Source organism: Pantoea sp. RIT413, assembly GCF_003057675.2.
GTDB lineage: Bacteria > Pseudomonadota > Gammaproteobacteria > Enterobacterales > Enterobacteriaceae > Pantoea > Pantoea eucrina.
The window spans coordinates 163,383-178,860 of the sequence record NZ_QBJB02000004.1 but is presented as its reverse complement, the minus strand read 5'-3'; the positions used below and the strand labels follow the sequence as shown (position 1 = coordinate 178,860).

At 55.7% G+C, this 15,478-nt stretch carries 11 protein-coding genes; 6 read left to right on the top strand and 5 right to left on the bottom strand.

Annotated elements, in window-relative coordinates:
* Positions 1-187 precede the first annotated feature (187 nt).
* The 3 genes from nuoM to DBY66_RS07980 all read left to right on the top strand — a co-directional run bounded on the left by nuoM (position 188) and on the right by DBY66_RS07980 (position 3,760).
* Positions 188-1,708, top strand: coding sequence for an NADH-quinone oxidoreductase subunit M (gene nuoM, locus DBY66_RS07990; RefSeq protein WP_039385553.1), 1,521 nt, complete (start codon positions 188-190; stop codon positions 1,706-1,708).
* Between the two features lie 6 nt (positions 1,709-1,714).
* Complete coding sequence (gene nuoN / locus DBY66_RS07985) at positions 1,715-3,172, top strand: NADH-quinone oxidoreductase subunit NuoN (RefSeq protein WP_039385550.1); 1,458 nt, start codon at positions 1,715-1,717, stop codon at positions 3,170-3,172.
* A gap of 135 nt (positions 3,173-3,307) precedes the next feature.
* Positions 3,308-3,760 carry a GNAT family N-acetyltransferase gene (locus DBY66_RS07980; protein ID WP_039385547.1) on the top strand — a complete coding sequence of 151 codons (453 nt, stop codon included), beginning with the start codon at positions 3,308-3,310 and terminating at the stop codon, positions 3,758-3,760.
* A 29-nt stretch (positions 3,761-3,789) separates the two neighbouring features.
* Here the strand turns inward: DBY66_RS07980 and DBY66_RS07975 are convergent, their stop codons facing one another.
* On the bottom strand, positions 3,790-5,448 hold the full coding sequence (locus tag DBY66_RS07975) for a glucan biosynthesis protein (RefSeq protein ID WP_108569509.1): 1,659 nt from the start codon (positions 5,446-5,448) through the stop codon (positions 3,790-3,792).
* Between the two features lie 288 nt (positions 5,449-5,736).
* On the opposite strand from DBY66_RS07975, the gene elaB reads away from it, so the two are divergent.
* Together elaB and DBY66_RS07965 are read left to right on the top strand one after the other, a co-directional pair.
* Positions 5,737-6,057: a stress response protein ElaB gene (gene elaB / locus DBY66_RS07970; RefSeq protein WP_039385541.1), complete on the top strand. Its 321-nt coding sequence runs from the start codon at positions 5,737-5,739 to the stop codon at positions 6,055-6,057.
* Positions 6,058-6,210: 153 nt separating this feature from the next.
* A complete protein-coding gene (locus DBY66_RS07965) occupies positions 6,211-7,407 on the top strand; it encodes a nicotinamide mononucleotide deamidase-related protein YfaY (RefSeq protein ID WP_108569510.1) in 1,197 nt (398 codons plus the stop codon).
* A gap of 352 nt (positions 7,408-7,759) precedes the next feature.
* Here the strand turns inward: DBY66_RS07965 and yfaE are convergent, their stop codons facing one another.
* From yfaE to ubiG, 4 genes are all read right to left on the bottom strand, one after another.
* Positions 7,760-8,020 carry a class I ribonucleotide reductase maintenance protein YfaE gene (gene yfaE / locus DBY66_RS07960; protein ID WP_039385536.1) on the bottom strand — a complete coding sequence of 87 codons (261 nt, stop codon included), beginning with the start codon at positions 8,018-8,020 and terminating at the stop codon, positions 7,760-7,762.
* A 2-nt stretch (positions 8,021-8,022) separates the two neighbouring features.
* Positions 8,023-9,153, bottom strand: coding sequence for a class Ia ribonucleoside-diphosphate reductase subunit beta (gene nrdB, locus DBY66_RS07955; RefSeq protein ID WP_039385534.1), 1,131 nt, complete (start codon positions 9,151-9,153; stop codon positions 8,023-8,025).
* Positions 9,154-9,216: 63 nt separating this feature from the next.
* Entirely contained in the window at positions 9,217-11,502 is a 2,286-nt protein-coding gene (gene nrdA / locus DBY66_RS07950) for a class 1a ribonucleoside-diphosphate reductase subunit alpha (protein WP_039385532.1), read from the bottom strand.
* A 405-nt stretch (positions 11,503-11,907) separates the two neighbouring features.
* The gene (gene ubiG / locus DBY66_RS07945; protein WP_039385530.1) at positions 11,908-12,654 is read right to left on the bottom strand and encodes a bifunctional 2-polyprenyl-6-hydroxyphenol methylase/3-demethylubiquinol 3-O-methyltransferase UbiG; all 747 of its coding nucleotides are present in this window, start codon (positions 12,652-12,654) and stop codon (positions 11,908-11,910) included.
* Between the two features lie 176 nt (positions 12,655-12,830).
* On the opposite strand from ubiG, the gene gyrA reads away from it, so the two are divergent.
* The gene (gyrA, locus tag DBY66_RS07940; protein WP_039385529.1) at positions 12,831-15,470 is read left to right on the top strand and encodes a DNA topoisomerase (ATP-hydrolyzing) subunit A; all 2,640 of its coding nucleotides are present in this window, start codon (positions 12,831-12,833) and stop codon (positions 15,468-15,470) included.
* The last annotated feature ends 8 nt before the right edge of the window (positions 15,471-15,478 follow it).

The window sequence follows — 15,478 nt, the reverse complement described above, 5'->3', positions numbered from 1 at the left end:
CTTCTCTTCCTGATAGCGAATGTGAAAATTGCCTGAATGACGAAGCGTAATCGGCGCAGCCCGTTTCGTTATCGCCAGCGCACAGCAACCGGAGCGTACTGATGTACGTAAAGATTGCAGGCACTGCCGGAAACGAAACGGGCAAGCAGGATAGCTCGAAACCAGGTTAAAAAAAGGGAAGTATGCCGTGCTATTACCTTGGCTAATAATAATACCTTTCGTCGGGGGCCTGCTCTGCTGGCTGGCTGAACGGCTTGGCGCAAAAGTACCACGCTGGATCGCCCTGATCACCATGGGGCTCACGCTGGCGCTTGGCCTGCAGCTGTGGCTGCAGGGGGGCTATTCGCTGACGCAGGCCAGCGGTCTGCCGCAGTGGCAATCAAGCTTTGATGTTGCGTGGATCCCGCGCTTTGGTATTCGCTTCCACCTGGCAATTGATGGTTTGTCACTGCTGATGGTGGTACTGACCGGTCTGCTGGGCCTGATGGCAGTCCTCTGCTCATGGAATGAGATTGAGAAGTATCAGGGCTTTTTCCACCTCAACCTGATGTGGATTCTGGGCGGCGTTATCGGCGTATTCCTTGCCATCGACATGTTCCTGTTCTTCTTCTTCTGGGAGATGATGCTGGTGCCGATGTATTTCCTCATCGCGCTCTGGGGACATAAAGCGTCGGATGGTAAAACCCGTATCACGGCGGCGACCAAGTTCTTTATTTACACCCAGGCGTCTGGTCTGGTGATGCTGATTGCGATTCTGGCGCTGGTGTTTGTGCACTACAATGCGACCGGCGTCTGGACCTTCAGCTATGAAGAACTGCTGAAAACGCCGATGTCACGCAATGTCGAATGGCTGCTGATGCTGGGCTTCTTCATCGCCTTTGCGGTGAAAATGCCGGTGGTGCCGCTTCATGGCTGGCTGCCCGATGCACACAGTCAGGCGCCGACTGCCGGCTCCGTCGATCTGGCCGGTATTCTGCTGAAAACCGCAGCCTATGGTCTGCTGCGCTTTAGCCTGCCGCTGTTTCCGAACGCTTCAGCTGAATTTGCACCGATTGCGATGTGGCTTGGCATTATCGGCATCTTCTATGGTGCCTGGATGGCGTTCTCGCAGACCGATATTAAACGTCTGATCGCCTATACCTCGATTTCGCACATGGGCTTTGTGCTGATCGCGATCTATACCGGCAGCCAGCTGGCCTTCCAGGGCGCGGTTATCCAGATGATTGCTCACGGTCTTTCAGCCGCGGCACTGTTTATTCTGTGCGGCCAGCTGTATGAACGTCTGCATACCCGCGATATGCGTCAGATGGGCGGTCTGTGGTCGCGAATCAAATGGATCCCGGGTCTGTCACTCTTTTTTGCGGTAGCGAATCTCGGCATGCCGGGGACCGGCAACTTTGTGGGCGAATTCATGATCCTGACCGGCAGCTTCCAGGTCGTGCCTGTGATTATCGTGATTGCCACCTTTGGGCTGGTGTTCGCCTCGGTCTACTCGCTGATCATGATGCAGCGTGCTTACTATGGCGAAGCGAAATCGAAAGAGCCGCTGCCGGGCATGTCAGTACGCGAATTTGCCACCATCGGCGTGCTGGTCGTGCTGCTGGTGCTGCTGGGTGTCTACCCGCAGCCGATTCTCGATACGTCCCATGCTGCGATGAGTAATATTCAGCAGTGGTTTACCGCTTCAATTTCAACTACAAGGCCGTAATTCGCCATGACAATAACTCCTCAACAATTGATCGCGCTACTGCCGCTGTTGATCGTCGGACTGACGGTGGTGGTGGTGATGCTGTCCATTGCGTGGCGACGCAACCACTTCGTTAATGCCACGCTGACCGTTATTGGCCTGAACCTTGCGCTGGTGTCGCTGTGGTTTGTTGGTCAGGCGGGCGCAATGGATGTCACGCCGCTGCTGCGCGTTGACGGCTACTCCATGTTTTATACCGCGCTGGTGATGCTGGCGAGTCTGGCGACCTGTACGTTCGCCTATCCCTGGCTGGCGGGCTTCCCGGATAACAAGGATGAGTTTTACCTGCTGGTGCTGATTGCCGCGCTGGGTGGCGTGGTGCTGGCAAGTGCCAACCATCTCGCCGCGCTGTTTATCGGTATTGAGCTGCTCTCCCTGCCGCTGTTTGGCCTGATTGGCTACGCCTTCCGGCAGAAACGTTCGCTGGAAGCGGCGCTGAAATACACCATTCTTTCTGCGGCCGCCTCGTCGTTTCTGCTGTTTGGTATTGCGCTGGTCTACGCCGATTCCGGCAGCCTGAGCTTTGTTCAGCTGGGTAACAGCCTGACCGACAGCATGATCCAGCAGCCGCTGCTGCTGGTGGGACTGGGAATGATGATTATCGGCCTGGGCTTTAAGCTGTCGCTGGTGCCGTTTCACCTCTGGACGCCGGACGTTTACCAGGGCGCGCCTGCACCGGTATCGACCTTCCTGGCAACCGCCAGCAAGATCGCTATCTTTGGTGTCATTATGCGCCTGTTTATGTACGCGCCGCTGACCGACAGCGAAGCGGTACGCACCGTGCTGGGGATTATCGCCTTTGTCTCTATCCTGGTGGGTAACCTGATGGCGATTTCGCAGAGCAACATTAAGCGTCTGCTCGGCTACTCCTCTATCGCTCATCTCGGCTATCTGCTGGTCGCGCTGATTGCGGTGAAAACGCATCAGCTGTCGCTGGAAACGGCTGGCGTCTACCTGGCGGGTTATCTGTTCAGCAGCCTGGGTGCGTTTGGCGTGGTCAGCCTGATGTCCAGCCCGTATCGCGGTCCGGATGCTGACTCGCTCTATTCCTATCGCGGCCTGTTCTGGCATCGTCCGGTACTCTCAGCGGTCATGACGGTGATGATGCTGTCGCTGGCGGGTATTCCGATGACGCTGGGCTTTATCGGTAAGTTTTACGTTATCGCATCCGGTGTGAATGCGCATCTCTGGTGGCTGACTGCTGCAGTCGTTGCCGGCAGCGCCATCGGCCTGTACTACTATCTGCGCGTAACGGTGAGCCTCTATCTCACCCCGCCAGAGCTGCATACGCGTGATACGCCTGCTAATTGGGCGTTTACCGCGGGTGGTGTGGTTGTCCTGATCTCCGCCATTCTGGTGCTGCTGCTGGGTGTTTATCCGCAGCCGCTCATCAGGCTGGTGCAGATGGCGCAACCGCTGATGTAACGATGTATTCTGCTGACGAAAATCAGGCCTCCGGGCCTGATTTTTTTTATCTGTATCGATGGCCGCTACCATCATGGTGTGACTTCGGCCGGCGGAGTAGTCTCAGAATATTGTCATTTGAAGAGGAGGATATCTGTGGAAATAGCATGGCTTGATTGCCACCACCAGGAACTGACGGCACAGCAACTCTATACGCTGCTGGCGCTGCGTAACCGGGTTTTTATTGTGGAGCAGCAGTGCCCCTATCAGGATCTGGATGGCCAGGATCTGGCTGCAGAAAACCGTCATATCCTCGGTTTTCTTGAAGGGAAGCTGCTGGCCTGCGCGCGCATACTGACACCCGCGCAGCCGGATAAGGCAGTCGTTGTGGGGCGGGTGATTGTCTCTGAAGAGGCGCGCGGGCTGAAGCTGGGCTACCGGCTGATGGAACAGGTGCTGAACAGCTGTGAAACGCACTGGCCCGGGCAGGCAATTTATCTGTCGGCGCAGGCGCACCTTGAGGGGTTTTATGGTCGGCTCGGTTTTCAGGCGGTCACTGCTGTTTACCTTGAAGATGAGATTCCGCATATCGGCATGCAGAAAATATAACGGCGAGGGAAGCCTCGCCGTTATCGTTATCAGCCCGGCGTCATCTGCCGGTCATCGGTATATTTACGCTGATCGGGCGGTGGCGGAAAATACTGGTAGAGCCAGGTTTCGCTCAGCGTCTCATCGTTGGTGCGCAGGAACAGGCGCATCTCCACAGGCGTGGTCGCATCGCTGTTCGGATACCAGTCAAACAGAATGCGATAACCGTTAATCGGTTCAACGTAGAGGATCTCTACCTGTTTGAACGTGCCTGATGAAACGGTAATGACCGGCTCAATGCCCCTGGCAGCGGCTGCTTTCAGGTCGCCATCAATGAAATCTACGGCAAAGCGGCGGCACCAGGTCTCCGGGAAATGTTCACCCGGCGCCCAGCCTTCGGGAAAACCGCCAATGCCGGTACGGGTCGCATCCACGCGCGCCAGATCGCTGCGCACCGGCGGCAGCTGGCTCCAGTAGAGCTTATAGCCAAAGTTCAGCTCGCTGCCCGCCTGAATCGGCTCCTCTGGCTGCCAGAAGCAGACCACGTTATCCAGCGTTTCCCCGGTGGTAGGGATCTCCATCAGATTAATCGCGCCTTTACCCCATTTGCCGGTTGGCTCGACCCACAGGCTCGGGCGTTTGTCGTACCAGCCGATCACATCCTGATAATTTTTAAAGTCGTGATCCAGCTGCAGCAGACCAAAGCCGCGCGGGTTTTCATCTTTATAGGCGTTGAACTGCAGGCGCTGCGGGTTATTAAGCGGACGGGCGATCCATTCACCGCTGCCGCTCCACATCGCCAGGCGATCGGAGTCATGGATCTGCGGATGGTAGGTGTTGCACATGCGGCGTTCGTTGGTACCGCAGCTGAACATACTGGTCATCGGCGCAATGCCGAGCTGACGAATCGCTTTACGTGTATAGAGGTGGTTTTCCACTTCCATCACCACGCGTTTCTCTTCACAGTGAATGGTGAATTTGTAGGCACCGGTCAGGCTGGCACCATCCAGCAGGGCATACACGACAAAGGTAGTGTCGTCTGCTTTTGGCGTTTCAAACCAGAACGCGGTGAAATCAGGAAACTCCTCCTGACCGTTGCTGAACGTGTTAACAGCAACGCCGCGGGCGGAGAGGCCATACTGATAGGTTTCATCCACGGCGCGGAAGTAGCTGGCCCCGAGGAAAGAGACGATATCACGCCGCGCCAGCTCCGGCTTTTTAAACGCGCGGAAACCGGCAAAGCCGAGATCGTTTTTACCCGCCAGCTGCTGCGTGTCGACGCCGGCGTCATGATACTTAAACAGCTCCGGGCGAAAGTGGATTTCCCGTGCTTCGCGGCTGGCCGCATCAACAGAGAACATGCGGATACGCCGTTTAAATCCCATGCCGACGTGGAAAAACTGCACGTCCAGCTCGCGATCGGCGACATTGTTCCACAGCGAGTGCTGAGCGTCATACTGAATTTCGTTGTACGCTTGCGGCGTAAGGGTCGCCAGCGTGTCAGGCAGCGCACCGGGCGCACCGCCCCAGGGCTTTTTCGCCAGCGCGGCGGCCTTCTGTTTCAATACATCAAAATCGAAGCGCACGGCTTTGCCGTCGGCGATGCCGTCATCGGCCCATGCAGATTGCGCAAACAGCGAGGAGAGCCCGGTCATGCCACTCAGGGCTGACAGAGCGACGGACGCTTTCACAAATTTTCTACGATTCATGCCGGAATTCTAATCCTTAGCTGCTCGGGTGTATTGTGTCTGTTTCCAGACGGTTAGCGTCGGGCTACAGGGGGTTACGACAGTGGCGCAATCAAAAAATTCACTCGCCGGAAAATTTATCAGATTAATCAAATAAACGAAGCAGATTCTCTGTCGCTCAGGGGTATCCGGCCTGTTTTTACAAAGCCGTCACGTTTTTACGGAGCGCACAGACGCAATTTCGGCCAGCAAAGTTATGATTTATGGCTATAGTTAATCGACACGTTATGAACACGGAGGAACCGCATAATGTCATCTTCAGACCAATTTGATAACCGTTATGAATCAGGTATTGACGACGATCTGGCGCTGTTAACTGAAACGCTTGAAGAAGTGCTGCGCGCGTCCGGCGATCCGGCCGATCAGAAGTATATTGAACTCAAACAAAAAGCTGAGCAGGCGCTGGAAGATGTGAAGAGCCGCGTCAGTCAGGCTTCGGACAGCTACTACTATCGTGCCAAACAGGCGGCCTATCGTGCCGATGATTACGTGCATGAAAAACCGTGGCAGGGCGTGGGTATTGGCGCCGCTGCAGGCCTGTTTGTAGGTTTACTGCTGGCCCGTCGTTAATACGCTGCCGGGCGCGCGCAACGCTGCGCCCGGCTTCGCCTGCCATACTTTCTTCGCTATTTACGATCTCTTTCCCGATTTCCCTTCCTGATGATTGTGTTTACCTCGCCTGCTTTCTACAGTAAAGCGTAACCAGGACAAGGAGAATGCAACGTGATACGTGTTGAGATGCTCGCCACGGGCGATGAAGTGCTGCATGGACAAATTGTGGATACCAACGCCGCCTGGCTGGCGGACGTGCTGTTTCAGCATGGCCTGCCGATGACCAGCCGCATGACCGTGGGTGATGCGCTGCCGTCGCTGATTGATGCATTACAGAGCCGTAGCCAGGTGGCAGATGTGCTGATTGTTAACGGGGGACTGGGGCCGACCTCTGATGATTTGAGCGCGCAGGCCGCCGCGGCCGCCAGCGGTTGCGAGCTGGTGCTGCAGACAGAATGGCTGGCAAAAATGGAAGCCTGGTTTGCCAGTCGCGGTCGCGTGATGGCCGCCAGCAATCGCAAACAGGCTGAAATCCCGGCTAACGCCACGCTTATCGATAACCCGGTGGGTACCGCCTGTGGTTTCGCACTCCAGCTCAACCGCTGCTGGATTTTCTTTACGCCGGGCGTGCCGTCAGAATTCAAAGTGATGGTGGAGCAGGAGATTATTCCGCGCCTGAAAGCACGTTTTACCCTGCCTGAACCCCCGCTCTGCCTGCGCCTGACGACCTTTGGTCGCGGCGAGAGTGATATTGCGGCTGAGCTGGAGCCGCTGGCGCTGCCCGAAGGGGTGGTAATGGGTTACCGCTCTTCAATGCCGATTATCGAAATCAAGCTTACCGGGCCTGCCAGTGCGCGCGTGGCGATGGAGCAGGTCTGGCAGCAGGTAAAGCTGCTGCTGGCCGAATGTACGATTTTCGAAGGCACTGAAGGGCTGCCCGCGCTGCTGGCGCGTGAGCTGCAGCAGCGTGAGTTCCGCCTCGCCACCAGTGAGCAGTATACCGCCGGCTTTCTGCACTGGCAGCTGGCCGCTGCGGACGTGCCGCTAAGCGCTGGCGAAATCCTGGCGCCGCAGGCAGAAACACTTGAAGCACAGGTTGAGCGGACACGCGCGCTGGCGGCAGAGCAGGGCAGCGCTCTGGCGCTCTCTGTCGGTGAACTGGCCGAAGGAGAGATCGCGATTGCGCTGCAGACGCCGGAAGCGGGCTGGGGACAGCGGGTGAAGTTTTCACACGGTCGGCATAATCAGGAAACCCGGCAGAAAGTGGTGGCGATGATGGCAATGAACATGCTGCGTCGCTGGCTGCACGGCAGTGAAGTTTCAACCGGACACGGCTGGCTCGACATCCTGGAGACGGTAAAGCATTAAATATTTTATGCAGCAAGCATCAGCATGGGCAGAGGGGATGTTAAGCACGCCCGGATCGGCAAAACCCGCATCCCTGCGGGCCTCGGCACGCGGCATCCATGCCGCGTGACGTCCGGCTTAGCTTGACATCCCCTCTGCCCCTCAGCGCTGGTGCTGCGGTAAGCTGAAGTTTGCTGGCAGCAGTAGATATGCCTCAGGGGCGTGAGAGACGTTGCCGCTTGCAGCAGCCTCCGCGCCAGGACGGCGCGGCGGCAGGCTCCAGGGATGGATTCATGCCGGTGCAGCAAGGGGTAACGTCTCTGACGACTTACCTGAAGCTAATAGCGGGGAGATCTATCAGCAGAAATGGCGGTTACAGCTCAATCTCAATCTCGCCGCGAGCTTTACAGCAGCAGGGCAGGATTTCACCCTGCTGAATAAAAGCCAGCGGGGTTTCAGCGTAATCGACTTCGCCCCGTACCAGGCGCATACGGCAGGAGCCGCAGTAGCCTTCACGGCACTGAAACTCCACGCAGAGATTATGTGCCTCAAGCGTGGTCAGCAGATTAGGATGTTCATCTGCGCACTCCAGGCGGGAGCCTGAACTGCGCAGGATAACAACAGCGCGGCTCATGCTCAGAGCTGGAAATCGTTGAAGTCGTCTTCGCCTACTTCAGAGTCAATCTGACCCACCAGATAGGAGCTGACTTCTACTTCCTGCGGTGCTACCTGCACGTTATCAGACACCAGCCAGGAGTTGATCCATGGAATCGGGTTGGAGCGGGTCTGGAAGGGCAGATCGAGACCCACCGCCTGCATACGGATATTGGTGATGTACTCAATGTACTGGCACAGAATATCTTTGTTCAGACCAATCATTGAGCCGCCGCTGAACAGATACTCTGCCCACTCTTTCTCCTGCAGTGCCGCCTTCTTAAACAGCTCGAAGCACTCTTCACGGCACTCCGCAGCAATCTCTTTCATCTCCGGATCGTCTTCACCGCTGCGCAGCAGGTTCAGCATATGCTGGGTGCCGGTCAGGTGCAGCGCTTCATCGCGCGCGATCAGCTTGATGATTTTGGCGTTGCCTTCCATCAGTTCACGTTCGGCAAAAGCGAATGAGCAGGCGAAGCTGACGTAAAAGCGAATCGCTTCCAGCGCGTTAACGCTCATCAGACAGATATAGAGCTGCTTTTTCAGCGCACGCAGGCTGACGGTGACTGATTTACCGGCAACCTGATGCGTGCCTTCGCCCAGCAGATGCCAGTAGTTGGTCATCTCAATCAGATCGTCGTAGTACTTTGAGATATCCTGCGCGCGCGCCAGAATCTGCTCGTTGGTGACGATATCATCAAACACCAGCGACGGATCGTTGACGATGTTGCGGATAATATGGGTGTAAGAGCGTGAGTGAATGGTCTCAGAAAACGCCCAGGTCTCAATCCAGGTTTCCAGCTCCGGGATAGAGATCAGCGGCAGCAGCGCGACGTTCGGGCTGCGGCCCTGGATAGAGTCGAGCAGCGTCTGATACTTCAGGTTGCTGATGAAGATATGCTTTTCGTGATCCGGCAGTGCCTGGTAGTCGATGCGATCGCGTGAGACGTCGACCTCTTCCGGACGCCAGAAGAAAGAGAGCTGCTTCTCAATCAGCTTTTCAAAAATGTCATATTTCTGCTGATCGAAACGCGCCACGTTCACGGACTGGCCGAAGAACATCGGCTCTTTCAGCTGATCGTTTTTATTCTGTGAAAAAGTAGTATAAGCCATGACTAAGTCCAAAAAGTGAAGCGGGCTGGCAGCGCCAGCCCTGACATAAGTACGCGTCGCCGGTTAGATTTTGCAGGCGCCGCTTTCGCAGCCATCATCCTGAATCGACGGGGCCAGATCGTCCTGTGCATCTTCTGCGCCGTCGCGGGTGTTTTGATAGTAGAGCGTCTTCACACCAAACTTATAGGCGGTAAGCAGATCTTTCAGCAGCTGTTTCATCGGTACTTTACCGTTGGCAAAGCGGCCCGGATCGTAGTTCGTGTTTGAGGAGATCGCCTGATCGATAAACTTCTGCATCACGCCGACCAGCTGCAGATAACCATCATTAGAAGGCATTTCCCACAGCAGCTCATACTGATCTTTCAGACGCTCATACTCCGGTACCACCTGACGCAGGATGCCATCTTTAGACGCTTTAATACTGATGTGGCCGCGCGGCGGTTCAATACCGTTAGTGGCGTTAGAGATCTGCGAAGAGGTCTCTGACGGCATCAGGGCAGAGAGCGTGGAGTTACGCAGGCCGTGCGTGGTGATCGATTCACGCAGCGCTTCCCAGTCGAGATGCAGCGGCTCATTGCAGACGGCGTCCAGATCCTTTTTATAGGTATCAATCGGCAGAATACCCTGTGAATAGGTCGTCTCTTTAAACCACGGGCAGGCGCCTTGCTCTTTAGCCAGCTCATTTGATGCTTTCAGCAGATAGTACTGAATAGCCTCAAAGGTTTTGTGCGTCAGATTGTTGGCGCTGCCGTCAGAGTAGCGTACGCCGTGCTTCGCCAGGTAGTAAGCGTAGTTAATGACGCCAATACCCAGCGTACGGCGACCCATGGCACCACGCTGTGCTGCCGGAATCGGATAGTCCTGATAATCAAGCAGCGCATCGAGCGCGCGAACCGCCAGCACCGCCAGCTCTTCGAGGTCGTCGAGGCTGTTGATGGCACCGAGGTTGAAGGCGGAAAGCGTACAGAGCGCAATTTCGCCGTTCTCATCATTCACATCTTCAAGCGGCTTGGTTGGCAGCGCAATCTCAAGGCAGAGGTTGGACTGACGCACTGGCGCAATCGCCGGGTCAAACGGGCTATGGGTATTGCAGTGATCGACGTTCTGGATGTAGATACGACCGGTTGAGGCGCGCTCCTGCATCATCAGCGAGAAGAGATCGACCGCTTTTACGCGCTGCTTACGGATGCTCTCATCTTTCTCATATTTGGTGTAGAGACGTTCAAACTCCTCCTGATCGGCGAAGAACGCATCATACAGGCCCGGGACATCTGACGGGCTGAACAGGGTGATATCTTCGCCTTTCAGCAGGCGGGTATACATCAGCTTGTTGATCTGAACGCCGTAGTCCATGTGGCGCACGCGGTTACCTTCCACGCCACGGTTGTTTTTCAGCACCAGCAGGCTTTCCACTTCCAGATGCCACATCGGGTAGAACAGCGTCGCTGCACCGCCGCGCACGCCGCCCTGAGAGCACGATTTCACCGCCGTCTGGAAATGCTTATAGAACGGGATACAGCCGGTATGAAACGCTTCGCCGCCGCGGATCGGGCTGCCCAGCGCACGAATACGGCCTGCGTTAATACCGATGCCGGCGCGCTGTGACACATATTTCACGATAGCGCTGGAGGTGGCGTTGATAGAGTCCAGGCTGTCGCCGCACTCAATCAGAACGCAGGAGCTGAACTGACGGGTCGGGGTGCGCACGCCAGACATGATTGGCGTTGGCAGCGAGATCTTGAAGGTGGAGATCGCGTCATAAAAGCGCTTGATGTAGCTCATGCGCGTATCGCGTGGATAGTTTGAGAACAGGCAGGCTGCGACCAGGATATACAGGAACTGCGCGCTCTCATAGATCTCACCGCTGACGCGGTTCTGCACCAGATATTTTCCTTCCAGCTGCTTAACCGCAGCGTAAGAGAAGTTCATATCGCGCCAGTGATCGATGTAGCTGTCCATCAGCTCAAACTCTTCGGTGCTGTAATCTTCCAGCAGGTGGCGGTCATATTTGCCCAGCTCCACCATTTTCACGACCTGATCGTAAAGCTTCGGTGGCTCAAACTGGCCATAGGCTTTTTTACGCAGATGGAAGATAGCCAGACGTGCTGCCAGATACTGGTAATCTGGCGCATCGCGCGAAATCAGATCGGCTGCGGCTTTGATGATGGTTTCATGGATATCAGAGGTTCTGATGCCATCATAAAACTGAATGTGGGAGCGCAGTTCAACCTGAGAAACTGAAACATTGTTCAGCCCTTCAGCCGCCCAGTCGAGTACACGGTGAATTTTATCGAGATCAATGCGTTCCTGACGGCCATCGCGTTTGGTGACGAGCAGACTTTGGTTCATGTCGCGTGTTTACCTGTCCATGAAATAGGAAATTATCCCCTAACTATTCACAAGGTCTATGCACAAGCCGCTCGCTGTGAGTAAGCCTGTGGATAAACACTATATATAGGGGGTTCGGGAAGTTTTACTAACTATATGGTGAGTATTTTAGTCAGCATTCTTTGCTTAACAAGAGTTGATTTTTGGCAAAGAATCAGTCCTGGTAGCCGGGAAAAATCCTGGATCCGCGTGGCATAAGGCCTGGGTTAGCTGTCAACGGCTTCATACTTTTTTTTAATAGTATGACTGAGCGCGTAAATCTCAATCAAAGGCGCGGAACCCGTCATTAAGGCAGAGACGAAACGGAGAAGATCGGCTAGCGGGGATGAAGAAGAGAGGCGCGCTCCGCAGAGCGGGCCTCTGTTATCAGCGTGTTTCGCCTGCGGCATCAGCCTGAGCGTGGGTATGAATCATATAGTTCACGTCCACACCCGGTCCGAGACGGAACTTGTTGGTCAGCGGATTATAGTGCAGGCCAATCATGTGGCGTTCGCGCAGTGTGGTTTCGTCTACCCAGTCCAGTAATTCAGCCGGGCGGATAAACTTTTTGGCGTCATGCGTACCGCGCGGCAGCATGCGCAGCACATATTCGGCGCCGAAGATTGCCAGCAGCCAGGCTTTAGGATTGCGGTTTATCGTGGAGAAAAAGACCTCACCACCTGGTTTTACCAGACGGGCGCAGGCCATAACAACCGAGCGCGGATCGGGTACGTGCTCCAGCATCTCCATGCAGGTCACTACGTCATACTGGCCAGCATGGCTGTTCGCATGATCCTCTACCGTCTGCTGAATATAATCGACGCTGACGCCGTTCTCTTCAGCATGCAGACGCGCGACTGCCAGCGGTTCCGCGCCCATATCCAGCCCGGTTACGTCTGCGCCTTCACGCGCCATGCTCTCTGCCAGAATGCCGCCGCCGCAGCCGACATCGAGCACTTTTTTACCAAACAGACCGTTGCTGTGCTGCGCAATCCAGCCCAGACGCAGCGGGTTAATACGGTGCAGCGGCTTAAATTCACCCTCCAGATCCCACCAGCGCGAAGCGACCGCTTCAAACTTGGCAATCTCGCTGTGATCGACGTTCTGACGGCTTTCCTGCGGTTGTTCACTCATTGAATAACGACTCCTGGCAAAATATCTTCTGAGTATAAACGCTTAAACGTCAGGTGGCATCTCTCAGCGTGAACGAAAAGCGCCAGAAAACCCCGCTTTACGTTCACCGTACGTAAGCAATGTGATATACTTTCGCACCTTTAAAATCCGGGATTAAGTAGAGGGATAGCGGCTCCATGAGCGACCTTGCGAGAGAAATTACACCGGTCAATATCGAAGAAGAGCTGAAAAACTCCTACCTCGATTACGCCATGTCGGTCATTGTTGGCCGAGCCTTACCCGATGTCCGTGATGGCCTGAAGCCGGTGCATCGCCGCGTGCTTTACGCCATGAGCGAACTGGGTAACGACTGGAATAAAGCCTATAAGAAATCTGCCCGTGTGGTAGGTGACGTTATCGGTAAGTATCACCCGCACGGTGACTCTGCTGTATACGAAAGTATTGTCCGTATGGCCCAGCCGTTCTCCCTGCGCTATATGTTGGTTGACGGTCAGGGTAACTTCGGTTCCGTTGATGGCGACTCCGCCGCAGCGATGCGTTATACCGAAGTCCGTATGGCGAAGATCTCCTCTGAGCTTCTGGCCGATCTGGAAAAAGAGACGGTCGACTTTGTGCCAAACTACGACGGCACCGAGCAGATCCCGGAAGTGCTGCCAACCAAAATTCCTAACCTGCTGGTAAACGGCTCCTCCGGTATCGCCGTGGGAATGGCAACTAACATTCCGCCGCATAACCTGACTGAAGTGATCAACGGCTGCCTCGCCTTTATCGATGATGAAAACATCAGCGTAGAAGGGCTGATGGAGCACATCACCGGTCCGGACTTCCCGACCGCAGCCTTTATCAATGGCCGTCGTGGTATTGAAGAGGCCTATCGTACCGGGCGCGGTAAAATCTACATTCGCGCGCGTGGCGAAATCGAAACCGATGCCAAAACCGGTCGCGAAACCATTATTGTCAATGAGATCCCGTATCAGGTTAACAAAGCGCGCCTGATTGAAAAAATTGCCGAGCTGGTTAAAGAGAAGCGCGTTGAAGGGATCAGCGGGCTGCGCGATGAGTCTGATAAAGACGGTATGCGCATTGTCATTGAAGTCAAACGCGACGCCGTGGGTGAAGTGGTTCTGAACAACCTCTATTCGCTGACGCAGCTGCAGGTCTCTTTCGGCATCAACATGGTGGCTCTGCATCAGGGTCAGCCGAAGATCATGCCGCTGAAAGATATCATCGAAGCCTTTGTGCGCCACCGTCGCGAAGTGGTGACGCGTCGCACCATCTTCGAACTGCGCAAAGCGCGCGATCGTGCCCATATCCTTGAAGGTCTGGCGATTGCGCTGGCGAATATCGATCCGATTATCGAGCAGATCCGTCGCGCGCCGACGCCAGCAGAAGCGAAGGGCGCTCTGCTGGCACAGGCGTGGGATCTCGGCAATGTTGCCGCCATGCTTGAGCGTGCCGGCGATGACGCTGCGCGGCCGGAGTGGCTGGAGCCTGAATTTGGTATTCGCGATGGCCGCTACTATCTTACCGAGCAGCAGGCTCAGGCGATTCTGGATCTGCGTCTGCAGAAACTGACCGGCCTTGAGCATGAGAAACTGCTTGATGAGTACAAAGAGCTGCTGGAGCAGATTGCCGGGCTGATTCACATTCTGCAGAGTGCTGACCGCCTGATGGAAGTGATCCGCGAAGAGCTGGAAGCGATGCGCGATCAGTTTGGCGATGCGCGCCGTACTGAGATCACCGCCAACAGCGCGGATATCAATATCGAAGATCTGATCAACCAGGAAGATGTGGTCGTCACCCTGTCGCACCAGGGCTACGTTAAGTATCAGCCGCTGTCAGATTATGAAGCGCAGCGCCGCGGCGGCAAGGGTAAATCAGCCGCACGTATCAAAGAAGAGGACTTCATTGATCGCCTGCTGGTGGCTAATACCCACGACACGATTCTCTGCTTCTCCAGCCGGGGTCGTCTCTACTGGATGAAGGTTTATCAGCTGCCGGAAGCGAGCCGTGGCGCACGCGGGCGTCCTATCGTCAACCTGCTGCCGCTGGAAGCTAACGAGCGCATTACCGCTATTCTGCCGGTGCGTGAGTATACCGAAGGCTTCAATATCTTTATGGCGACGGCCAGCGGCACGGTGAAGAAAACCGCGCTGCAGGAGTTCAGTCGTCCGCGCAGCGCCGGCATTATCGCCATCAACCTGCGTGAAGATGATGAGCTGATTGGCGTAGCGCTGACCAACGGCAATGATGAAGCGATGCTCTTCTCCGCTGGCGGTAAAGTTGTGCGCTTTGCTGAGAGTGCAGTGCGTGCCATGGGGCGTTCAGCCTCAGGCGTGCGCGGTATCAGGCTGGCAGAGAACGATAAAGTGGTGTCGCTGATTGTGCCGCGCGAAGAGGGCGCGATCCTCACCGTTACGCAGAATGGTTACGGTAAGCGTACGGCTAACAGCGAGTATCCGACGAAATCGCGTGCCACTCAGGGCGTTATCTCGATCAAAGTTACCGAGCGTAACGGACCGGTTATCGGTGCGGTACAGGTGGTAGACGGCGATCAGATTATGATGATCACCGATGCCGGCACGCTGGTACGCACCCGCGTATCGGAAGTCAGCGTGGTCGGCCGTAACACGCAGGGCGTGATCCTGATCCGCACCGCGGAAGATGAGAACGTGGTTGGCCTGCAGCGCGTGGCGGAGCCGGTTGAAGAAGAGGAGCTGGATGCCATCGACGGCAGCGTGGCGGAAGGCGAAGAGGATATCGCGCCGGAAGTCGACAGCGATGACGAGGCACCGGACGCAGAAGACGACGCATAATCGTCTGA